The following is a 20,887-nucleotide window of genomic DNA, read 5'->3' as shown; positions in this document are numbered from 1 at the left end:
TGCTTCTCCTGTGCCTCGTGCTGCTCTCACAGCTGGCCGACGTCGGTGACGCGGACGACCGCCCGGCCCTCCGCGTCGGAGGCCGTGAGGTCGATCTCCGCGCTGATGCCCCAGTCGTGGTCCTTGTTCGGGTCGTCGAAAATCTGCCGGACCCGCCACAGGGCGTTCTGCGGCTCCTCCTCGATGACGAGCAGCTTGGGACCGCGGGCGTCCGGGCCGGTGCCCAGGTCCTCGTACTCGTCCCAGTACTTGTCCATCGCCTCGCCCCACGCGTCGGCGTCCCAGCCGGACTCGGCGTCCATCTCGCCCAGCTCCTCCATCTGGTCCAGCGCCGCGAGCTCCACCCGCCGGAACATGGCGTTGCGGACCAGGACACGGAAGGCACGCGCGTTGGCGGTGACCGGCTTGACCTCGTCGGCCTTCTCCTGGGCCTCCTCGGCGGTCATCTCCTCCGGGTTGGCCAGCTGCTCCCACTCGTCCAGCAGACTGGAGTCGACCTGGCGGACCATCTCACCGAGCCACTCGATCAGATCCTGAAGGTCCTCGGACTTCAGATCGTCGGGCACGGTGTGGTCGAGGGCCTTGTAGGCGCTGGCCAGGTAGCGCAGCACGATGCCCTCGGTGCGGGCCAGCTCGTAGTGGGACACCAACTCCGTGAAGGTCAGCGCCCGTTCGTACATGTCGCGGATGACCGACTTCGGCGACAGCGGGTGGTCACCGACCCACGGGTGGCTCTTGCGGTACGTGTTGTACGCGTGGAACAGCACCTCCTCCAGGGGCTTGGGGTAGGTGATGTCCTGGAGGCGCTCCATGCGCTCCTCGTACTCGACCCCGTCCGCCTTCATGGCGGCGACGGCCTCGCCGCGCGCCTTGTTCTGCTGGGCGGCGAGGATCTGCCGCGGGTCGTCCAGCGTGGACTCCACCACGGAGACCATGTCGAGGGCGTACGACGGCGAGTCCGGGTCCAGCAGTTCGAACGCGGCGAGCGCGAAGGTGGACAGAGGCTGGTTCAGCGCGAAGTCCTGCTGCAGGTCCACGGTGAGCCGTACGATGCGGCCCTCGGCGTCGGGGGTGTCCAGCTTCTCGACGATGCCGCCGTCGAGCAGCGAGCGGTAGATCGCGATCGCGCGGCGGATGTGCCGCAGCTGCTGCTTGCGCGGCTCGTGGTTGTCCTCCAGCAGCCGGCGCATCGCCTCGAAGGCGTTGCCCGGCCGGGCGATCACCGACAGCAGCATGGTGTGCGTCACGCGGAAACGCGACGTCAGCGGCTCCGGCTCCGAGTCGATCAGCTTCTCGAAGGTGTTCTCCGTCCAGCCCACGAAGCCTTCCGGCGCCTTCTTGCGGACCACCTTGCGGCGCTTCTTCGGGTCGTCGCCGGCCTTGGCGAGCGCCTTCTCGTTCTCGATGACGTGCTCCGGCGCCTGCGCGACGACGAAGCCGGCCGTGTCGAAGCCGGCCCGCCCGGCGCGGCCCGCGATCTGGTGGAACTCCCGCGCGCGCAGCGTACGGACACGGCTGCCGTCGTACTTGGTGAGCGCGGTGAACAGCACCGTGCGGATGGGCACGTTGACGCCGACGCCCAGCGTGTCCGTACCGCAGATCACCTTCAGCAGGCCCGCCTGGGCGAGCTTCTCCACCAGGCGCCGGTACTTGGGGAGCATGCCGGCGTGGTGCACGCCGATGCCGTGGCGGACGTACCGGGAGAGATTGCGGCCGAACTTGGTGGTGAAGCGGAAGTTGCCGATCAGCTCGGCGATCTGCTCCTTCTCCTCGCGCGAGCACATGTTGATGCTCATCAGCGCCTGCGCCCGCTCCACGGCCTGGGCCTGCGTGAAGTGCACGATGTAGACCGGCGCCTGCTTGGTCTCCAGCAGGTCGGTCAGCGTCTCGGTCATAGGGGTGTACCGGTACTCGTACGACAGCGGTACCGGCCGGGTGGCGGAGCGGACCACGGCGGTCGGGCGGCCGGTGCGGCGGGTGAGGTCCTTCTCGAAGAAGGACACGTCGCCGAGCGTGGCCGACATCAGCACGAACTGCGCCTGGGGCAGCTCCAGGATGGGGATCTGCCAGGCCCAGCCGCGGTCGCCCTCCGCGTAGAAGTGGAACTCGTCCATGACGACCTGGCCGACGTCCGCGTCCTTGCCGTCGCGCAGCGCGATCGACGCGAGCACTTCGGCGGTGCAGCAGATGACGGGGGCGTCGGCGTTGACGGACGCGTCGCCGGTGAGCATGCCCACGTTCTCCGTGCCGAAGATCTTGCACAGCTCGAAGAACTTCTCCGACACCAGCGCCTTGATCGGGGCCGTGTAGAAGGTGACCTCGTCGCGGGCCAGGGCCGCGAAGTGGGCGGCCGCCGCGATCATGCTCTTGCCGGAGCCGGTGGGCGTCGACACGATCACGTTCGCACCGGAGACCACCTCGATCAGCGCCTCCTCCTGGTGGGGGTAGAGCGTGAGACCGCGCTCCTGGGCCCAGGACTCGAAGGCTTCGTACAGGGCGTCGGGATCGGCGGTCGGCGGGAGCTGATCGATGAGGGTCACGCCCCCATCTTGCCTGCCCGGGGGCCCAATGAGGGAATCGGATGCCGACCCGAAGATCACGGCCGCTACGCTGTGTCGCCGACGGAGCGTCAACGCACCCGGTCAACTGGACAGCGGCACACGAGGAATAGGGCGGGCAAGCGCCATGATGGGACCAGCACACTCACTGTCGGGCGCCGCCGCCTGGCTCGGCGTAGGCGCGGCAGCGGCGGCCGCCGGACACACGATGCCCTGGCCCGTCCTGCTGTGCGGCGCGCTGATCTGCGCCGGCGCCGCGCTCGCCCCGGACCTCGACCACAAGGCCGCCACGATCTCCCGGTCCTTCGGCCCTCTCTCGCGCTGGCTGTGCGAGATCGTCGACAAGCTCTCCTACGCCGTCTACAAGGCGACCCGGAAGCAGGGCGACCCGCGCCGCTCCGGCGGCCACCGCACCCTGACGCACACCTGGCTGTGGGCGGTCCTGATCGGTGCCGGCACCTCGGCGCTGGCGATCACCGGCGGCCGCTGGGCGGTGCTGGCGATCCTCTTCGTGCACATGGTGCTGGCCATCGAGGGGCTGCTGTGGCGGGCGGCCCGGGGCTCCAGCAGCGATGTGCTGGTGTGGTTGCTGGCGGCGACGAGCGCCTGGATCCTGGCCGGCGTGCTGGACAAGCCGGGCAACGGCTCGGACTGGCTGTTCACGGATCCCGGTCAGGAGTACCTGTGGCTGGGGCTGCCGATCGTCCTCGGCGCGCTGGTGCACGACATCGGGGACTCCCTGACCGTCTCGGGCTGCCCGATCCTGTGGCCCATCCCGATCGGGCGCAAGCGGTGGTACCCGGTGGGGCCGCCCAAGGGGTTGCGGTTCCGGGCCGGCAGCTGGGTGGAGCTGAAGGTGCTGATGCCGGTGTTCATGCTGCTCGGGGGAGTGGGCGGCGCGGCCGCGCTCAACTTCATCTGAGGCTCGGGCAACTTCGTCTGAGGCCCGGGCGCCGCCGCTCCCGCCCCGGCTCAGGTCGCCGAGCCCTCGCCGTAGCGGCGCTCGAAGCGGGCGATACGGCCTTCCGTGTCCAGGGTGCGGGCCTTGCCGGTGTAGAACGGGTGGCTCTCCGAGGAGATCTCCACTTCGACGACCGGGTAGGTCTCGCCGTCGTCCCACTCGATGGTCTGGTCGCTGGTCGCGGTGGACCGGGTCAGGAAGGCGTAGCCGGCGGCCCGGTCGCGGAAGACGACCGGGTGGTAGTCCGGGTGCTGGGCCTGCATACGTGCTCCTCGGGCTGTGCGGGCAGGGACGGTGCGGGCAGGGGCGGTGACGCGGAGGTGTTCGGGTCAGCCGGACAGGGCGTCCTCGTCGACGATGTGCATCGCGGCCTCCTCGGCGGAGGCGGCGGCTCCGTCGATGCCCACGTCCGTGGCGATCAGGCCGCTCTCGTCGTCCTCGTGGACGCCCTCGTCCGGCGCCACCAGGCGGCCGGAGCGTGCGGCACCGACCTCGTTGTCGAGCAGCTCGCCGTCGGTGTCGTGGTCGCCGATGTCGTCGCCGTCCGGGATCGGCGGGTCCGGCAGTTCCTCGGCGAGCCGCTGGTCGAGGCTCTCGCCCTGGTGCCGCTCGGCGGCCGTCACACCCTGGTGCTCCACGGCCCACGGCCGTTCCGGAGGGGACCAGCCACGGTCGAGAGGGTCGCCGACGCCGTCGTTCTCGAGAGTGTCCTCAGCGTCGAGCAGTCCCGCGTCGTCCTGAACCTCGGATCCGTCGGGCTGGTAGACGTCGTCTCCCCATCCGTCGGCGCTGTTCACGGGTACCTCCAGGGGGTGGGGACGAGCCCGTTCTCACCACGGTCGGCGGCGGGCCGCCACCGCACACGGCACCGGCCGCGCACGGCATGCGCCCGGGGGATCCCGGACGCCTCCCGCGCGGGTGCCGCTTCCCAGCGTTCCACCCCGCTTCGGGACCGCGCAACGCCAGACGCCGTGATGCCTCCGCGCCACCGGAGGAACAGCACGTCACGGGCCCCTCACGGAAGGTCCGACGATCACCGCCCGGCAGGGGGCGGCGCCCTCCGGAGCGGCGGCGGCCCCCAGACCCGCGTCACCCTTCGGCGCGCCGCCCACCCGGACTCGGTCCGGCCGTGCTCAGCCGTGCCACGACCTCCACAGGGCCGCGTACGCGCCCTTCGCCTCGACCAGTTCCGTGTGGCTGCCCAGTTCGGTGATCCGGCCGTTCTCGACCACGGCGATGACATCCGCGTCATGGGCGGTGTGCAGCCGGTGGGCGATGGCGACGACCGTGCGGCCGTCGAGGACGCGGGCCAGGCTGCGCTCCAGGTGACGGGCGGCGCGCGGGTCGAGGAGCGAGGTCGCCTCGTCCAGGACCAGCGTGTGCGGGTCGGCGAGGACCAGTCGGGCCAGCGCGATCTGCTGGGCCTGCGCCGGGGTGAGCGCCGTGCCGCCGGAGCCGACCTCGGTGTCCAGGCCGTCGTCCAGTGTCCGTGCCCAGCCGTCCGCGTCGACCGCCCCCAGGGCCGCCCACAGCTCGGCGTCCTCGGCGTCGGTCCGCGCGAGCCGCAGGTTGTCGCGCAGGGAGCCGACGAAGACGTGGTGCTCCTGGTTGACGAGGGCCACATGGGAGCGGACCCGCTCGGCGGACATCCGGGAGAGTTCGGTGCCGCCGAGGGTGACTCGGCCGTCCCGGGGCGCGTAGATCCCCGCGAGGAGCCGGCCCAGCGTGGACTTGCCCGCGCCGGAGGGGCCGACCAGGGCGAGCCGGGTGCCGGGTGCGACCGCCAGCGACACCTCGCGCAGGACGTCGACGCCCTCGCGGTAGCCGAAGCGCACCCCGTCGGCGAGCACCTCGCGTCCCTCGGGGGCCAGGGAGGTGTCGCCGGCGTCCGGCTCGATTTCCCGGACGCCGACCAGCCGGGCCAGCGACACCTGGGCGACCTGCAGCTCGTCGTACCAGCGCAGGATCAGGTTGACCGGGTCGACGAGCATCTGAGCGATCAGCGCACCCGTGGTCAGCTGCCCGACCCCGATCCACCCGTGCAGGACGAACACACCGCCGATCATGAGCACCGAGCCCAGCACGGTGACATGCACGATGTTGATCACCGGGAAGAGCACGGAGCGCAGCCACAGGGTGTACCGCTCCCAGGACGTCCACTGCCGGATCCGCAGCTCCGACAGGGCGACCCGGCGCGCGCCGAGGCGATGGGCCTCGACGGTGTGCCCGGCGTCCACGGTCTCGGCGAGGGCCGCGGCCACGGCGGCGTACCCGGCGGCCTCGGAGCGGTAGCCGGCGGGGGCCCGCCGGAAGTACCAGCGGCAGACGGCCACCAGCAGGGGCACGGCGACCAGCACGGCCGGCGCCAGTGGCGGCGCCGTCACCACGAGCCCGCCGAGCAGCAGCGCCGCCCACATCACGCCGATCGTCAGCTGCGGCACGGCCTCGCGCATCGCGTTGGCGAGCCGGTCGATGTCGGTGGTGATCCGCGAGAGCAGATCACCGGTTCCGGCCCGCTCCAGCACGCCCGGGGGGAGCCGCACCGACCGCACGAGGAAGTCCTCGCGCAGATCGGCCAGCATCCGCTCGCCCAGCATGGCCCCGCGCAGCCGCACCTGGCGCACGAAGGCGGCCTGGACGAGCAGCGCGAGCACGAACAGCGTGACGGTGAGCCCCAGATGGAGCTCGCGTGCCTCGTCCGACACCCGCTCGACGAGGCCGCCCAGCAGCCAGGGGCCCACCATGGAGGACACGGTGGCGACCGTGTTGACCACGACGAGCAGCAGGAAGGCACGACGGTGCCTGCGGATCAGTTCGCCCACGTAGGCGCGTACGGTCGCGGGGGCGCCGACGGGCAGGGTGTTCGCCGTCGTCGGGGCCGCCGGGTCGTACGCCGGGGGCGCCACGCCGATCATGCCGTCTCCTCGATTTCTTCCAGAACCTCGTGCAGTTCCCGCTCGTCGTCGCGCAGGTTCCGCAACACGCCGCCGGACGCGGCCTCTTCGTCGGTCTCACGGGTCACCACGGCCCGGTACCGAGGCTCCTCGTGCAGCAGGTCGCGGTGCGTACCGGCCGCCGCGACCTCGCCCTCGTGCACCAGCACGACCTGGTCGGCCCGGTCCAGCAGCAGGGGCGAGGAGGTGAACACCACCGTCGTACGGCCGGAGCGCAGCTTCCGCAGGCCCTCCGCGATCCGTGCCTCGGTGTGCGCGTCGACGGCCGAGGTCGGCTCGTCCAGCACCAGCACCTCAGGGTCGGTCAGCAACGACCGTGCCAGCGCGAGACGTTGGCGCTGGCCGCCGGAGAGGGACCGCCCGCGCTCGGTGATCCGCGCGTCCATCGGGTCTCCGGCGTCCAACGAGCCCTGCACAAGCGCCTCCAGGACGTCCCCGCACTGCGCGGCGGTCAGCGCGGCCTCGGCCGCGACCGAGCCCGAGGCCGGCACGTCGAGCAGCTCGCGCAGCGAACCCGACAGCAGCACCGGGTCCTTGTCCTGCACGAGGACGGCGCTCCGCGCGCAGTCCAGCGGGAGTTCGTCCAGCGGTACCCCGCCCAGCAGGACGGACGGCCCGTCCTCGGCGGGATGTCCACCGAGGCGCTCGGCGAGCCGCCCGGCCGCGTCCGGGTCGCCGCAGACGACGGCGGTGAGCCGGCCCGCCGGGGCGAGCAACCCGGTCGCGGGGTCGTACAGATCGCCCGTCGGTGCCTCGGCCGCCCGGGAACCCTCGGCGTTCGTGGCCCGTTCCAGGGACAGCACCCGCGCGGCCCGTTTCGCGGACGGGCGGGAGAAGGAGTACGCCATCGCGATTTCCTCGAAGTGCCGCAGCGGGTAGGTGAGCACCATCACCGAGCTGTAGACGGTGACCAGTTCGCCGACCGAGATGCGGCCCTCGCGGGCCAGGTGGACGCCGTACCAGACGACCGCGATCAGCAGCAGACCGGGCAGCAGCACCTGGATCGCGCTGATCAGCGACCACATGCGGGCGCTGCGCACGGCGGCGCGGCGGACCTCCTGGGAGGCGCCGCGGTAGCGGTCGAGGAAGAGTTCCTCGCCGCCGATGCCGCGCAGCACGCGCAGTCCGGCGACGGTGTCCGAGGCCAGTTCGGTGGCGCGGCCGGCCTTCTCGCGCTGATGGTCGGCGCGCCGGGTCGCGTGGGGCAGCAGCGGCAGCACCGCCAGCGCCAGCACGGGCAGGCCGACGGCCACCACGACGCCGAGCGCCGGCTGGTAGACGACCAGACCGACGACGACCAGCAGCACGGTGACGGCGGCGGCGGTGAACCGGGACACGGCCTCGACGAACCAGCCGATCTTCTCGACGTCACCCGTGGAGACGGCGACGACCTCGCCGGCCGCGACGCGCCGGGTCAGCGCGGAGCCGAGCTGCGCGGCCTTGCGGGCGAGGAGTTGCTGGACGCGCGCGGCGGCGGTGATCCAGTTGGTGACGGCGGTGCGGTGCAGGAAGGTGTCCCCGATCGCGGTGGCGGCGCCGAGCAGTGCCATCAGCCCGCCCGCCAGGGCGAGCCGGGTCCCCGAGCGGTCGACGACGGCCTGCACGGCGAACCCGACGCAGAACGGCTGCGCCGAGACGGCGACGAAGTGCAGCAGGCCCCAGGCCAGGGACTTCAGCTGGCCGCCCAGCTGGTTCCGGCCGAGCCACCACAGGAATCGGGGCCCGGAGCGCGCGTCGGGCACGCCCGGGTCGGGATACGGAAGGTCTTGGATCTGCATGACGTCCCAGTGGCTCGTGTCAGGGATGGAAGGGAGTGGAAGAGAGCGGACGGGGAGTGGAAGCGGCGCAAGGGGCGGAAGGAAGGAGGGGCGGGGAACGAACAGCGGACATGCCGCGGGCGCGGCTGCAAACCGTGACAGGTTCGCGCCGCAGGGTGGTCGGAATCAACCGGTTTTCTGTGACGGCGCTTGGATCCGGCTGCGGTCCGTGACGGCCGACCGGTCCGGAACCCGGCACGGAATTCCGGTGCCCGGTGGGATCATGGGGAGGTGCGACGGAGCCATCGAGACAGGCCGGTGAGCGGCCCCTGGCGTGCGGCGGCCGTGGCGGCGGCGTGCGGACTGCTCCTCACATCCCTGTGCGCATGCGCCGGTTCGGGCCGGAGAGGCGAGCGTGGTGACGTCGGATCACTGGCCGGGACCCATCGTGCCGTCCCGACCGGCCTCCCGGAGGTCGGCGCCCGCCTCCAGGGCCGTATCCCCGCCGCGTCCCGTCAGGCCGTGGTGGTGTACGGCGAGGGCGCGGACTCCGCCGACGCCACGGTCGTGCTCTACACGAGGCACGGTCGGGTGTGGGAGCGCACGCGCGGCTGGCCGGCGCACAACGGCAAGAAGGGCTGGACCGACGACCATCACGCGGGCGACAACCGCAGCCCCGTAGGGGTGTTCACGCTCAGCGACGCCGGCGGGGTGCTTCCCGATCCCGGCGCGCGACTGCCGTACACGCGCTCCGCGTCCTTCGCCGCGCCGCGCTGGTGGGCCAAGTCCCACTGGCACGACTTCGACTACGTCATCGCCATCGACTACAACCGCGTCAAGGGGACCCCGCCCAACGACCCGGCCCGCCCCGAGGGGGAGGGCAGGGGCGGTGGCATCTGGCTGCATCTGGACCACGGCAGCGGTACCTCGGCCTGCGTCGGCCTGTCCAGGGCGGCCATGGAACATCTGCTGCGCACGCTCGACCCGGACCGGCATCCCGTGGTGGTCATGGGGGACAGAGCCGCGCTGATGCGCTGACGCCGATGGGGGACGCCTCATTGCGCGGGGTGCCCGACTCGCCGTAGAACACCGGCCATGAGACGGATCATCATGTCCATGCTCACCGGAGTGACCCTCCTCGTGGGCGCCCTCCTCGGGGCGGGACCCGCCCAAGCGGCCGACGTCCCCGCCGAGTTCGGCACCGACTGGCACGACCCGGTCACCGCCGCGCCGCCCGTCGCCAAGCCGCACGCCCCGTCCTGCCAGGTGACGGTCGCCGAGGCGCGGTTCCGTGACTTCACGCCGTACCGGGGCACGTACACCCCGCCGGACGGTTGCGGCGACCGCTGGAGCAAGGTCGTCCTGCGGCTCGACGGCAAGGTCAAGGGACGGCAGTTCGACCGGCTCGGCTATCTGCGCGTCGGCGGCGTCGAGATCCTCCGCACCTCCACACCCGAGCCCTCGCCCGACGGCATCGCGTGGTCGGTCGAGAAGGACGTCACCCGTTACAGCGACACCCTGCGCACGGGACGGGACGTCGAGATGCTCATCGGGAACGTCGTCGACGACACCTACACCGGCGTGATCGACGTCAAGGTCACCCTCACCTTCTACGGCGGACGGCCCGCCGCGACGCCCGACCGCGTCCTCGCCCTCTCCGCCGGCGCCGCCCTGACCACCCCGCGCAACAGCGAGCGCATCGTCGCCGAGGTGTACGCCACCGGATCGGGCGGCGGCTGCGAGGAGTACTGGTATCTGACGGTGCCCGACTCCGCGCCGTACTCCTGCAAGGCGGACCACGGCCCCTACCGCGAGGTGCGGATCAGCGTCGACGGGCAACTCGCCGGAATCGCCGCGCCGTTCCCGCACGTGTGGACCGGCGGCTGGTCCAACCCCTTCCTCTGGTACGTCGTTCCGGGCCCCCGCGCCTTCGACATCCAGCCCATCGAGTACGACCTGACGCCCTACGCGGGGATCCTCGACGACGGGCGATCCCACCGCGTCGAGGTGTCGGTCGCCGGTGTGCCCGAGGGGCAGAGCGGCTGGAGCGCGCCGGTCAACGTCCTGGTCTGGCAGGACGCCAAGAAGGACCGGGTCACCGGCGCGCTGACCCGGCACGAGGAGGGCACCCCGGTCGACTCCACCACGTACACACCGGGTTCGGAGCACCGGCTGGACACCGAGGGTGGCCATCGGCTCGTCGTCTCCGGGTATGTCGACACCTCGCACGGGCGCGTGGCGACCACGGTCACCCGCACTCTGACGGACACCTCCACGCATCGCTGGAACGACGGCGAGACGGTCGACGGCCTCGACGCGACCTGGACGGACGACGCGTCCGTCACCGTCGGCGGGCGCACCACGCGCATCGACCGGACGTACACGATGAACGGAACCACCACGATCGGCGCCGACGACCGGTTGCGCACCGTGCTCACCCTCGGCGACCGCGCGTCGGTCACGCGGACGCGCGGTGGCCGGCTCGTGGCATGGTCCCGGCTCGACGACACGTACACGGGGGACGCCACGTTCACCATCAATGTCCCGCGCGACCAGCGACACGCGGTCGCGACGACGAGCGAGCGCTATCGGCTGTACGGCTCGGCGGGCTGCTACGACCGGGCTGTGACGACCGTTCAGGGAGTCCTGACGGAGGACCGAGTGCGCTGCTGAGGCGCCGGATGCGCGGTGCGCCACGCGCGAGGTGATTTACCTGCCCGCAACACGCCGGTCTTCTCCCTGAGCGGCGGGCACTCCAGAGTGTTCGGCACGGAAACCGCTTTCCGTATCGCAGAAGTCCCGTTCGGCTTCCGTGAGTCCACGTTCCTCCAGGAGTGCCCGTGCCGCCGTCCGTCCCCTCCCTGCCGCGTCGCGTCGCACGCGTGCTGTGCACGTCTCTCTTCGCGCAGGTCGCCTGCGCGCTCGTCCTCGGCATAGTCGTCGGGAAGCTGTGGCCCGGCTTCGCCGCCGACCTCCAGCCGCTCGGCGACGGTTTCACCCGGCTCATCAAGACGATCATCTCGCCGCTCGTGTTCTGTGTGGTCGTCGTCGGCATCGCCAAGGCCGGCGATCTCAGGGCGTTCGGCCGGATCGGGCTCAAGGCCCTGATCTGGTTCGAGGTCGCGAGCACCCTCGCGCTGCTCATCGGGCTGCTCGCGGCCAACGTCGTCCAGCCCGGCTCGGGCATGCACGTCGACCCGTCCACCCTCGATGCCTCGGCGGTCGACGCCAAGACGCACGGCGGCTCGCTGCCGACCACCACCGAGTTCGTCCTGAACGCGCTGCCGACCAGCTTCATCGGTGCCTTCGCGGAGAACTCCCTGCTCCAAGTGCTGGTCCTCGCCTGCCTGGTGGGCGCCGCCCTGCTGCATCTCGGTCACACCAAGGTGCCGCAGGTGCTGCCCGCCCTCGAACAGGCCCAGGAGATCGTCTTCGCGATCGTCGGCTTCGTCATGCGCCTGGCGCCCCTCGCCGTGTTCGGCGCGACGGCCGTGCTGATCGGCAACTACGGGCTCGGCGTGATCGAGACCTATGCTCAGCTGATCGTCCTGTGCTACGCGGCGGCGGCCCTGTTCATCGGGCTGCTCGCCATCGCCCTCAAGGCGGTGACCGGGCTCAGCCTCTGGAAATTCCTCCGCTACATCCGGGAGGAGATGCTGCTGGCGCTCGGCACCGCGTCCACCGAGTCGGTGCTGCCGCGTGTGATGCAGAAGCTGCGCAGGGCGGGTGCCCGCGAGGACGCCGTCGGGCTGGTGCTGCCCACCGGCTACTCCTTCAACCTCGACGGCGCCTCCCTGTACCTCTCCATCGGCACCTTGTTCATCGCCCAGGCGGTGGGCGTGGACCTCGACCTCGGCCAGCAGATCACCGTGGTCCTGGTGCTGATGCTGACCAGCAAGGGCATGGCCGGCATTCCCGGTTCGGCCTTCCTGGCCCTGTCCGCGACCGCCTCTTCGCTCGGGGCGCTGCCCGCCGGCGCCGTCGCGCTGCTGCTGGGCGTTGACCGGATCATGGACTCGATGCGCGTCGTGACGAACCTGCTGGGCAACTGCGTGGCCGTCTTCGCCGTCTCCCGCTGGGAGGGGGCGCTGGATGTGGAGCGGGCGAAGAGGGTGCTGGACGGTGAGGACGTCTCCGACGGTGAGGACGTCTCCGCCGGCGAGGGGGCGGGAGTGGCTGTCGCCCAGTAGCTCGGAGTGTGCTGGTTCGCGGGCGGCTGCGGGTGGTTCGTGGCCGATCGCGCAGTTCCCCGCGCCCCTTGGGGGTCGGTCCACTGGTCCGACCGAAAAGGGGCGCGGGGAACTGCGCGAACGCCCCCAACGCACCCGCGGCCGCCCACGAAACCGTCGTACCCCCTATCCGCAGCGCATCTCCGGCGCCCCGTCGATCAGTGTGTTCAGGAGTTCGCCGAACGCCTCGCGCTGATCCCCCGTCAGGGGGGCCAGGATCTCCTCGGCGGCCGACCGCCGAGCCCCCCGCAGCGAGCGCAGCGCCTCGCGGCCGTCCTCCGTGAGTTCGATCCGGATCACCCGGCGGTTCGTCGGATCGGGCACTCGACGCACCTTGCCGCTCGCCTCCAGCCCGTCGACGAGTGTGGTCACCGCGCGGGGCACCACCTCCAGCCGCTCCGCGAGATCGGCCATCCGGGGCGGCCCGCCGAAATGGGCGAGGGTGCGCAGAAGGCGGGACTGGGCCGGGGTGACGCCCAGGTCGGCCTGGAGCAGATGGCGCTTCTGGATCCGGTGCACCCGGCGGGTGAACCGCAGCAACTGCTCGGCGAGCACGCCGTCGGGATCTGGGGTGGTCATGCGGGAACAATATCAGGACCTAGTTCATTGTGAGTATAGGTAACAATGAGCTACGATCCGTTTCGGCATCGTCGGCCGACCCCTCGGCCGGCGCCCACCCACCTCCGTAGGAGCCCATGCATCCCGACAAGGATCAGTCCTGGACCCCGCCTGCCGACGCCAAGGACCAGCCCCGGCAGGTGCGCCGCATCGTGCGGCTCTTCCATCCCTATCGAGGACGCCTCGCCGTCGTCGGCCTGCTGGTCGGGGCCTCCTCGCTCGTCTCGGTCGCCACGCCCTTCCTGCTGAAGGAGACGCTGGACGTCGCGATCCCCGAGGGGCGCACCGGCCTGCTGAGCCTGCTCGCCCTCGGCATGATTCTCAGCGCCGTCCTGACCAGCGTCTTCGGGGTGCTGCAGACCCTGATCTCCACGACGGTCGGCCAGCGTGTGATGCACGATCTGCGCACCGCTGTCTACGGTCGCCTCCAGCGCATGTCGCTCGCGTTCTTCACGCGCACGCGTACCGGTGAGGTGCAGTCCCGTATCGCCAACGACATCGGCGGCATGCAGGCCACTGTCACCTCCACCGCCACCTCGCTGGTCTCCAACTTCACCAGCGTCGTCGCCACCGTCGTCGCGATGGTCGTCCTCGACTGGCGCCTGACCGTCGTCTCCCTGCTCCTGCTGCCGCTGTTCGTCTGGATCAGCCGCCGCGTGGGCAGGGAACGCAAGAAGATCACCACCGAGCGCCAGAAGCAGATGGCCGCCATGGCCGCCACCGTCACCGAGTCGCTGTCGGTCAGCGGCATCCTGCTCGGCCGCACCATGGGCCGCGCCGACTCCCTCACCGCCTCCTTCGCCGAGGAGTCCGAGCGCCTGGTCGGCCTGGAGGTGAAGTCCAACATGGCCGGCCGCTGGCGGATGGCCGTGATCACGATCGTCATGGCCGCGATGCCGGCCGTCATCTACTGGACCGCCGGTCTCGCCCTCCAGTTCGGCGGCCCGGACGTCTCGCTCGGCACGATCGTCGCCTTCGTCTCCCTCCAGCAGGGCCTGTTCCGCCCGACCGTCAGCCTGCTGGCGACCGGCGTGCAGATCCAGACCTCGCTCGCGCTCTTCCAGCGCATCTTCGAATATCTCGACCTGCCCATCGACATCACCGAGCGCCGCGACCCGGTCCACCTCGACCGCATCAAGGGCGAGGTCCGCTTCGAGGACGTCAGCTTCCGCTACGACGACAAGGCCGGCCCGACCCTCGACCGCATCGACATCACGGTCCCCGCCGGCGGCAGCCTCGCCCTCGTCGGCCCGACCGGCGCCGGCAAGTCCACGCTCGGCTATCTGGTGCCCCGGCTCTACGACGTGACGGGCGGCCGCGTGACCCTCGACGGGGTCGATGTGCGCGACCTCGACTTCGACACCCTCGCGCGCGCGGTCGGCGTCGTCTCGCAGGAGACGTATCTCTTCCACGCCTCGGTCGCCGACAACCTGCGCTTCGCCAAGCCGGACGCCACCGACGAGGAGCTGTACGCGGCCGCGCGGGCCGCCCAGATCCACGACCACCTGGTATCGCTGCCGGACGGCTACGACACGGTCGTCGGCGAGCGCGGCCACCGCTTCTCCGGCGGCGAGAAGCAGCGTCTGGCCATCGCCCGCACGATCCTGCGCGATCCGCCGGTGCTCATCCTCGACGAGGCGACCAGCGCCCTGGACACCCGTACGGAACAGGCCGTGCAGGAGGCCATCGACGCGCTCTCGGCCAACCGCACCACCCTGACGATCGCTCACCGGCTGTCCACGATCCGGGGCGCCGACCAGATCGCGGTCCTCGACGCGGGCCGCGTGGCCGAACGGGGCTCGCACGAGGAGCTGATGGAGCGGGACGGGCGGTACGCGGCGCTGGTGAGGAAGGACGCTCGGCTGGAGCCGACGGGATCCTGAACCGGTGGCGTTCGTCGGGGGCGGCCGCTGCGGTTGCGGCGGCGCGAGGCGGGCCGAAGGGGTCGGTCGAGGGTGGTGGGCGGTCGGGTCAAGGGTGTTGGTGGAGGGCGGGGAGTGGACGCGGGCCGAAGGGGGGTGGTCGGGGTCGACAAGATGAAAATATGTCGGGTTTGCGGCGGTATGCGGGTTAACGTGCCCGCATGCAGATGAACACTCCGCCACGGCGCACGATTCGACTGACGCGCCGGGGCCGTATCGTCCTCATCGCGACCGGAGCCGTCGTGGCCGGCACCGCCGTGGCGGTGCCGCTGCTGAGCCTGGAGAGCGGACCGAAGGAGACCAAGCCGGTCACTCTGGTGATCCCGGAGGGCTGGCGCGCGAGCCAGGTCTACCAAGCCATCGACAAGGCCCTCGCCCTGCCGCCCGGCACCACCGGCAGGACGCTTCCGAAGATCGATCTGAAGCTGCCGAACGACGCCGACGGCAACCCGGAGGGTTATCTGTTCCCGGCGACGTATCCCCTGGACAAGAAGGCGACACCCACGTCGCTGCTGTCGTACATGGTCGACACGGCCAACAAGAAGTTCAACGCCGCACCGCTCGCCGCCGGCGCCCAGCGCAACGCGATGAACGTCTATCAGGCCGTCACCGTGGCCAGCATCGTCCAGGCCGAGGCCGCCACGAAGGCCGACATGGGCAAGGTCGCCCGGGTCGTCTTCAACCGGCTGGAGCGCGGTATGCCGCTGCAGATGGACTCCACCATCAACTACGCGCTCGGCCGCTCCACGGTGCGGACGAGCGTGAGCGACACCCGGATCGACAGCCCCTACAACTCGTATCAGCGCATGGGCCTGCCGCCCACACCGATCGACAACCCCGGTGAGGAGGCCATGCGTGCCGCGGTCAGTCCGCCTCCGGGCGACTGGCTGTACTTCGTCACCGTCAAGCCGGGCGACACCCGCTTCACGGCCGACTACCAGCAGCACCTGCGCAATGTGGCCGAGTTCAACCGCAATCGGCGCGCGGCCAAGCCCGCCGCGAAGTGAGGTGGGCGGCCCGCGCGGCCACGGGCATCGCCTCCTCCCGCGCCGGGGGAGGCGCCTCCCCGGAGGTCAGGCGGCGAGGGACGCGCCCGGCTCGGCGGGACGCGACGGGGATTCCGCGAGCAGCTTCCTGATGTCCCGAACGGCCGCGCGGCCGGCCCGGTTGGCGCCGATCGTGCTGGCCGAGGGGCCGTAGCCCACCAGATGGACCCGGGGATCGGCGACCGCGCGGGTGCCCTCGACACGGATGCCGCCGCCCGCCTCGCGCAGCCGCAGCGGGGCCAGGTGGTCGATGGACGCCCGGAAGCCGGTGGCCCACAGGATGACGTCGGCGGACACCCGCCGCCCGTCGTTCCACTCGACTCCCTCCGGGGTGATCCGGTCGAACATCGGCAGCCGGTCGAGGGTCCCGTCGGCCAGCCCCCGCCGGATCGCGTCGTTCAGCGGCAGACCGGTCACGGAGACCACGCTCCTCGGCGGCAGCCCCTGCCGCACCCGTTCCTCCACCAGGGCCACGGCGGCCCGCCCGGCCTCCTCGGTGAAGGGGCCCTCACGGAACACGGGCGGGCGGCGCGTCACCCAGGTGGTGGCGGACGCGTACGGGGCGATCTCCAGGAGGTGCTGGGTGCCGGAGGCCCCGCCGCCCACCACGACGACCCGCTGCCCGGCGAACGCCTCCGGACCCGGGTACTGGGCGGTGTGCAGCTGGCGGCCGCGGAAGGTCTCCTGGCCGGGGTAGCGCGGCCAGAACGGCCGGTCCCAGGTGCCGGTCGCGTTGATCAGCGCACGGGTCGACCAGGTCCCGTCCGACGTCTCGACGAGCAGCCGTCCGTCCGTGCCCTCGCGCACGGCCCGGACGTCGACCGGCCGCCGTACCCGCAGGTCGAAGGCGCGCTCATACGCGGCGAAGTACTCGGCGATGACCTCGGACGAGGGGCGCGCCGGGTCGGCGTCCGTCAGCTCCCTGCCCGGCAGGGAGTGCATCCCGTGCACCTTGCCGTACGTCAGCGACGGCCACCGGAACTGCCAGGCGCCGCCCGGCCCGGGCGAGTGGTCCAGCACCACGAAGTCGCGGTCCGGTACGAAACCGGTCCGGCGCAGGTGATAGGCGCTGGACAAACCCGCCTGACCAGCGCCTATGACGACGACCTCGACCTCGCGTGTGTTGTTCACGCTTCTACCAACAGGGGCGGGGTCGTGGATCTTCCCGCCCGCTTCCCGCCCGGTCAGGACTCCGCGGGGTGGCCCGGCGTGGTCGACGGCGGAAGGCCCGCGTTGAACCGGGTGTCGACGAAGCCGGCGAAGTCCACCTTCCGCGGGATGAGCTTCAGCTGGGTGAAGGTGTCGGCGATCTGCTGCTCGGAGGCGATCAGCGGCTGGTCGACGGCGACCGGGACGCGGGTGGCGTTGGTCCGCCGCACCGAGGCCAGCGCGACCTCGTAGGGCAGCCCGGTGTCCTTCGCCCAGACCTTGGCCCACTCCTCCTGGTGATCGTGCACCCAGGTCGTGGCGCGCCGCAGCCGCTCCAGATAGTCCCGGATCGCGGCGGCCTTCTTCGCGTCCTTGAGCGCGGACGGCGCCGCCACCTGGAAGGTGAGACCGTTGGTGATCCCGTCGCCGGTGGTCAGGATCCTGCCCTGCTTCGCCTGGAGCACCTGCGACGTGTACGGATCCCATACGGCCCAGGCGTCGACCTTGCCGGAGGTGAAGGCGGCCAGTGCGTCGGCGGGCTGGAGGTACTTGACGTCGACGTCGCTCAGGCTCAGCCCGGCGGCCTTGAGGGAGGCGACCAGCTGGTAGTTGGCGGAGGAACCCTGCGCCACGGCGATGGACCGGCCCTTGAGCTGCTGGGGCGAGGTCAGCTTCGAGTCGCTCGGGACGAGGATGGCGTCGCCCTTCGACGCGCCGTGGAAGGCGGCCACCACGGTGATCTTGGAGCCCGCCCCGGCGGCGAAGACCGGCGGGGTGTTGCCGACGCCGCCGACATCGACGGCCTTGGCGTTGACGGCCTCCAGCAGGGGCGGGCCCGAGGTGAACGTCGACCACTTGATCTTGTAGTCGAGGTCGTCGAGTTCACCGGCGGCGCGCAGGACGGCCTCCGAACCTCCCTTCTGGTCACCGACATTGAGCGTGAGGGCACCCTTGCCGTCACTGTTCGTGGAGGTCTCGGCGACCGAGGTGCCCCCGCAGGCGGTGAGCAGCAGGGCGAAGGGGAGGAGGAGAGCGGCGGGGACGAGGCGTCGTCGCATGACGGATCCGTTCGTTGATGGTGCTTGAGGTCGGGGGAGGTTCAGGCGGCTTCGGCGGTGGGGTCGACGCCGAGGCGCCGTAGGAGGCCCGCACGCAGTTCGGCGAAGCGGGGGTCGGTGATGTCGCGTGGCCGGTCGAGGTCGACGATCTGCTCGTGGGCGATGACCCCGCCGTCCATCACGAGGACGCGGTCGGCGAGCAGGACCGCCTCCTCGACGTCGTGCGTCACCAGCAGCACCGCGCAGCCGCGCCGCTGCCACAACTCGCCCACGAGGCGCTGGGCCTTGATCCGGGTGAGCGCGTCGAGCGCGCCGAACGGCTCGTCGAGGAGCAGCAGATCGGGCTCGCGGACGAGGGCACGGGCCAGCGAGGCGCGCTGGGCCTCGCCGCCGGAGAGCGTCTTCGGCCAGGCGTCGGAGCGGTGGTCGAGGCCGACCTCGGCCAACGCCCGTTCAGCGACGGCGCGTTCGGGTCGGCCCGGCAGGCCGAGCACGATGTTGCGCCACACCTTCTTCCACGGCATGAGCCGCGGCGACTGGAACGCGACGGCCTTGCGGCGCGGCACCAGCACGGTGCCCTCGATGTCCCGGTCGAGCCCGGCCAGGATGCGCAGCAGGGTGGACTTGCCGCAGCCGCTGCGGCCCAGCAGGGCGACGAACTCGCCTCTCCGCACGTCGAGTCGGAGGTCCTCGATGACGGCACGCCCGTCGAAGGAGCGGGTCAGCCCCTCGACGCGCACCGCCGGAGCGGTGGTCACCGGCCGGTGAACGTCGGTCGCCATTGCAGCAGCAGCCTTTCGAGAGTACGGACCACGAAGTCGGCGAACAGGCCGAGGAAGGCGTAGACGATCAGGCAAACCACGATCACGTCGGTCCGCAGGAAGTCCCGCGCCTGCACCATGAGGAACCCGATGCCGGCGTCGGCGTTGACCTGCTCGGCGAAGACCAGCGCGAGCCAGGCGATGCCGAGCGAGTAGCGCAGCCCGGTCAGCGCGCCGGGCAGCGCACCCGGCAGCACGACATGCCGTACCAGCCCCCACCGGGTGAGTCCCAGCGACTCCCCGGCCTCGATCAACTGGGCGTCCACGCCCCGGATCCCGGCGTAGACGTTGAGGTAGAGCGGGAACGTGACGCCGAGGGTGATGATGGCGATCTTCGGGGTCTCGCCGATGCCGAACCAGATGATGAACAGCGGGATCAGTCCGACGAAGGGCACGGTCCGCAGCATCTGCACCGGCGCGTCCACGAGGTCCTCGCCGATCCGGAACAGGCCGGACACCAGCGCGAGCCCGGTGCCGATGACGATGCCCAGCAGCAGCCCGGCGGCGACGCGGCGCAGCGACGTCCCCATGGCCGACGGAAGCGAGCCGTCGGCGATGAGATCCCGGGCGACCTGCGCGATCCGTCCCGGCGAGGCGAGGACGTCCGGCGCCAGCACGCCCGTGGAGCTGAGGAGTTGCCACAGCGCGAGCAGCAGGATCGGGCCGCTCGTGCGGCGCGCCCAGCGCGGGACGCGGGTACGGCGGGTGGAGCGGGGGACCAGGGGTTCGAGAGCGGGGGCGGCGCTCGGCGGAGACTCTGCGGAGATGACGGATATGTCGGGCTCGGGGGAGCCGGGCGGGGCATGGCTGATGCTCATGGGTGCTCCACTCAGGGAGGGGAGGGGTGCTCCCCTTGGGGGGCGTGCTCCACTCGGGGGCAGGGTGCGCCTGGGTGCGGCGCCGGATCACGCGCGCGTGCGGTCGGGCGCGTGACGGAAGGCGGAGCTCAGGCGGAGAGGAAGGCGCGGGGAAAGGCGCGAGAGAAGGGCGTCAGCGGCCGCGGCGACACGCGGCGGAGGCCACCCGCAGCAGGTCGATGTGACCGCGCGTGGTGAGCAGGGCTGAACGCAACATGCGGAGGAAGCTAGCCAGTTGCGGGGCCGCAGGTCAACGGCCGTCTCGCGGAATGGACCACCGGTCTCAGGAACCGCGCCGTCGACCGGGTCGGACCCGTGGCCGGCCGGACCGCAGGGTGCGCGAGAACCGCGGCCTGTAGGGCCGCCGAGTGCGGGGGAAACCCGGCCCGGCGGGCCGTCCAGCGCGGCGGAGGGCGTGGGAATGGGTCAGGATGAGGGGCATGTCAGATGCCTTCACCACTCGTGTTCTGCACATCGCCTCCGGCTCCCGCGAGGCGGTGGTCGACCTCACCCGGGACTGTGAGACCTTCCTGCGCGAGGTGGCGGGCGGCCGCGACGGTCTGCTGAACGTCTTCGTACCGCACGCCACCGCGGGCGTCGCGGTCATCGAGACGGGAGCGGGCAGCGACGACGACCTCCTCGCCGCGCTGCACACCCTGCTGCCCGCCGACGACCGCTGGCAGCACCGCCACGGCAGCCCCGGTCACGGCCGCGACCACGTCCTCCCGGCCATCGTCCCGCCCCACGCCACCCTGCCCGTCCTCAACGGCCGCCTGGAGCTGGGCACCTGGCAGTCGGTCTGCCTGGTCGACACCAACAAGGACAACCCCGACCGTCAGGTGCGCCTCTCGTTCCTCGGCTAGCCCGCATCGGTGAAAGACCGGCACGCGCGTGGCCCTGGCGACCTGGCCCGACTCGTCGAGAACACGGACCACTGGCGCGCACCGCTGTGACCGA

Annotated in this window: 18 protein-coding genes; 7 read left to right on the top strand and 11 right to left on the bottom strand. The window is 71.4% G+C overall.

Annotated features, from left to right (window positions below; genetic code table 11):
• Positions 1–26 precede the first annotated feature (26 nt).
• Positions 27–2,540, bottom strand: a complete 2,514-nt coding sequence (locus tag ACZ5NW_RS31525; protein WP_468747400.1) for a DEAD/DEAH box helicase — start codon at positions 2,538–2,540, stop codon at positions 27–29.
• Positions 2,541–2,685: 145 nt separating this feature from the next.
• On the opposite strand from ACZ5NW_RS31525, the gene ACZ5NW_RS31520 reads away from it, so the two are divergent.
• Entirely contained in the window at positions 2,686–3,480 is a 795-nt protein-coding gene (locus tag ACZ5NW_RS31520; protein ID WP_468747399.1) for a metal-dependent hydrolase, read from the top strand.
• A 50-nt stretch (positions 3,481–3,530) separates the two neighbouring features.
• Here ACZ5NW_RS31520 and ACZ5NW_RS31515 read toward each other — a convergent pair whose 3' ends face one another.
• The 4 genes from ACZ5NW_RS31515 to ACZ5NW_RS31500 form a co-directional block, all read right to left on the bottom strand.
• Complete coding sequence (locus ACZ5NW_RS31515; RefSeq protein ID WP_468747398.1) at positions 3,531–3,782, bottom strand: type B 50S ribosomal protein L31; 252 nt, start codon at positions 3,780–3,782, stop codon at positions 3,531–3,533.
• 66 nt (positions 3,783–3,848) lie between these two features.
• Positions 3,849–4,316 carry a DUF5709 domain-containing protein gene (locus ACZ5NW_RS31510; RefSeq protein WP_468747397.1) on the bottom strand — a complete coding sequence of 156 codons (468 nt, stop codon included), beginning with the start codon at positions 4,314–4,316 and terminating at the stop codon, positions 3,849–3,851.
• A gap of 336 nt (positions 4,317–4,652) precedes the next feature.
• Positions 4,653–6,434, bottom strand: coding sequence for an ABC transporter ATP-binding protein (locus tag ACZ5NW_RS31505; protein WP_468747396.1), 1,782 nt, complete (start codon positions 6,432–6,434; stop codon positions 4,653–4,655).
• Positions 6,431–8,251: an ABC transporter transmembrane domain-containing protein gene (locus tag ACZ5NW_RS31500; protein ID WP_468747395.1), complete on the bottom strand. Its 1,821-nt coding sequence runs from the start codon at positions 8,249–8,251 to the stop codon at positions 6,431–6,433. Before ACZ5NW_RS31500 ends, ACZ5NW_RS31505 begins: the two co-directional genes overlap by 4 nt.
• Positions 8,252–8,548: 297 nt before the next feature.
• Here ACZ5NW_RS31500 and ACZ5NW_RS31495 point away from each other — a divergent pair, with 297 nt between their 5' ends.
• From ACZ5NW_RS31495 to ACZ5NW_RS31485, 3 genes are all read left to right on the top strand, one after another.
• Positions 8,549–9,268: a L,D-transpeptidase family protein gene (locus ACZ5NW_RS31495; RefSeq protein ID WP_468747394.1), complete on the top strand. Its 720-nt coding sequence runs from the start codon at positions 8,549–8,551 to the stop codon at positions 9,266–9,268.
• A gap of 57 nt (positions 9,269–9,325) precedes the next feature.
• Positions 9,326–10,903, top strand: coding sequence for a peptide-N4-asparagine amidase (locus tag ACZ5NW_RS31490; RefSeq protein ID WP_468747393.1), 1,578 nt, complete (start codon positions 9,326–9,328; stop codon positions 10,901–10,903).
• 167 nt (positions 10,904–11,070) lie between these two features.
• Positions 11,071–12,420 (top strand): cation:dicarboxylate symporter family transporter, encoded by a 1,350-nt coding sequence (locus ACZ5NW_RS31485; protein WP_468747392.1) that lies wholly within the window; start codon positions 11,071–11,073, stop codon positions 12,418–12,420.
• Positions 12,421–12,585: 165 nt separating this feature from the next.
• On the opposite strand, the gene ACZ5NW_RS31480 is transcribed toward ACZ5NW_RS31485, so the two are convergent.
• Positions 12,586–13,038 (bottom strand): MarR family winged helix-turn-helix transcriptional regulator, encoded by a 453-nt coding sequence (locus tag ACZ5NW_RS31480; protein WP_468747391.1) that lies wholly within the window; start codon positions 13,036–13,038, stop codon positions 12,586–12,588.
• A 116-nt stretch (positions 13,039–13,154) separates the two neighbouring features.
• Between ACZ5NW_RS31480 and ACZ5NW_RS31475 the strand changes: the two genes are divergently transcribed.
• Together ACZ5NW_RS31475 and mltG are read left to right on the top strand one after the other, a co-directional pair.
• Positions 13,155–14,960: an ABC transporter ATP-binding protein gene (locus ACZ5NW_RS31475; RefSeq protein ID WP_468747390.1), complete on the top strand. Its 1,806-nt coding sequence runs from the start codon at positions 13,155–13,157 to the stop codon at positions 14,958–14,960.
• A 200-nt stretch (positions 14,961–15,160) separates the two neighbouring features.
• Entirely contained in the window at positions 15,161–16,006 is an 846-nt protein-coding gene (gene mltG / locus ACZ5NW_RS31470) for an endolytic transglycosylase MltG (protein ID WP_468747389.1), read from the top strand.
• A 66-nt stretch (positions 16,007–16,072) separates the two neighbouring features.
• Here mltG and ACZ5NW_RS31465 read toward each other — a convergent pair whose 3' ends face one another.
• From ACZ5NW_RS31465 to ACZ5NW_RS31445, 5 genes are all read right to left on the bottom strand, one after another.
• Positions 16,073–17,176, bottom strand: coding sequence for an NAD(P)-binding domain-containing protein (locus ACZ5NW_RS31465; RefSeq protein WP_468747388.1), 1,104 nt, complete (start codon positions 17,174–17,176; stop codon positions 16,073–16,075).
• A gap of 53 nt (positions 17,177–17,229) precedes the next feature.
• Complete coding sequence (locus ACZ5NW_RS31460) at positions 17,230–18,252, bottom strand: ABC transporter substrate-binding protein (RefSeq protein WP_468747387.1); 1,023 nt, start codon at positions 18,250–18,252, stop codon at positions 17,230–17,232.
• A gap of 41 nt (positions 18,253–18,293) precedes the next feature.
• Complete coding sequence (locus tag ACZ5NW_RS31455) at positions 18,294–19,034, bottom strand: ABC transporter ATP-binding protein (RefSeq protein ID WP_468747386.1); 741 nt, start codon at positions 19,032–19,034, stop codon at positions 18,294–18,296.
• Entirely contained in the window at positions 19,007–19,891 is an 885-nt protein-coding gene (locus ACZ5NW_RS31450) for an ABC transporter permease (RefSeq protein ID WP_468747385.1), read from the bottom strand. The genes ACZ5NW_RS31455 and ACZ5NW_RS31450 overlap by 28 nt, the downstream gene beginning before the upstream one ends.
• 172 nt (positions 19,892–20,063) lie before the next feature.
• Complete coding sequence (locus tag ACZ5NW_RS31445) at positions 20,064–20,147, bottom strand: putative leader peptide (protein ID WP_313884353.1); 84 nt, start codon at positions 20,145–20,147, stop codon at positions 20,064–20,066.
• Positions 20,148–20,370: 223 nt separating this feature from the next.
• On the opposite strand from ACZ5NW_RS31445, the gene ACZ5NW_RS31440 reads away from it, so the two are divergent.
• Entirely contained in the window at positions 20,371–20,793 is a 423-nt protein-coding gene (locus ACZ5NW_RS31440; protein WP_468747384.1) for a secondary thiamine-phosphate synthase enzyme YjbQ, read from the top strand.
• Positions 20,794–20,887: the final 94 nt, after the last annotated feature.

Source organism: Streptomyces sp. NPDC032126, from assembly GCF_055580085.1.
Note: the sequence above shows the minus strand (reverse complement) of the source record. Positions and strands in the feature narration are given on the sequence as shown.

Excerpts from the sequence above, each read along its gene's own strand:
- ACZ5NW_RS31520 (WP_468747399.1), top strand. The coding sequence starts at position 2,686 with ATGATGGGACCAGCACACTCACTGTCGGGCGCCGCCGCCTGGCTCGGC.
- ACZ5NW_RS31515 (WP_468747398.1), bottom strand. The coding sequence starts at position 3,782 with ATGCAGGCCCAGCACCCGGACTACCACCCGGTCGTCTTCCGCGACCGG.
- ACZ5NW_RS31505 (WP_468747396.1), bottom strand. The coding sequence starts at position 6,434 with ATGATCGGCGTGGCGCCCCCGGCGTACGACCCGGCGGCCCCGACGACG.
- ACZ5NW_RS31500 (WP_468747395.1), bottom strand. The coding sequence starts at position 8,251 with ATGCAGATCCAAGACCTTCCGTATCCCGACCCGGGCGTGCCCGACGCG.
- ACZ5NW_RS31490 (WP_468747393.1), top strand. The coding sequence starts at position 9,326 with ATGAGACGGATCATCATGTCCATGCTCACCGGAGTGACCCTCCTCGTG.
- ACZ5NW_RS31480 (WP_468747391.1), bottom strand. The coding sequence starts at position 13,038 with ATGACCACCCCAGATCCCGACGGCGTGCTCGCCGAGCAGTTGCTGCGG.
- ACZ5NW_RS31475 (WP_468747390.1), top strand. The coding sequence starts at position 13,155 with ATGCATCCCGACAAGGATCAGTCCTGGACCCCGCCTGCCGACGCCAAG.
- mltG (WP_468747389.1), top strand. The coding sequence starts at position 15,161 with ATGCAGATGAACACTCCGCCACGGCGCACGATTCGACTGACGCGCCGG.
- ACZ5NW_RS31460 (WP_468747387.1), bottom strand. The coding sequence starts at position 18,252 with ATGCGACGACGCCTCGTCCCCGCCGCTCTCCTCCTCCCCTTCGCCCTG.
- ACZ5NW_RS31455 (WP_468747386.1), bottom strand. The coding sequence starts at position 19,034 with ATGGCGACCGACGTTCACCGGCCGGTGACCACCGCTCCGGCGGTGCGC.
- ACZ5NW_RS31450 (WP_468747385.1), bottom strand. The coding sequence starts at position 19,891 with ATGAGCATCAGCCATGCCCCGCCCGGCTCCCCCGAGCCCGACATATCC.
- ACZ5NW_RS31445 (WP_313884353.1), bottom strand. The coding sequence starts at position 20,147 with ATGTTGCGTTCAGCCCTGCTCACCACGCGCGGTCACATCGACCTGCTG.
- ACZ5NW_RS31440 (WP_468747384.1), top strand. The coding sequence starts at position 20,371 with ATGTCAGATGCCTTCACCACTCGTGTTCTGCACATCGCCTCCGGCTCC.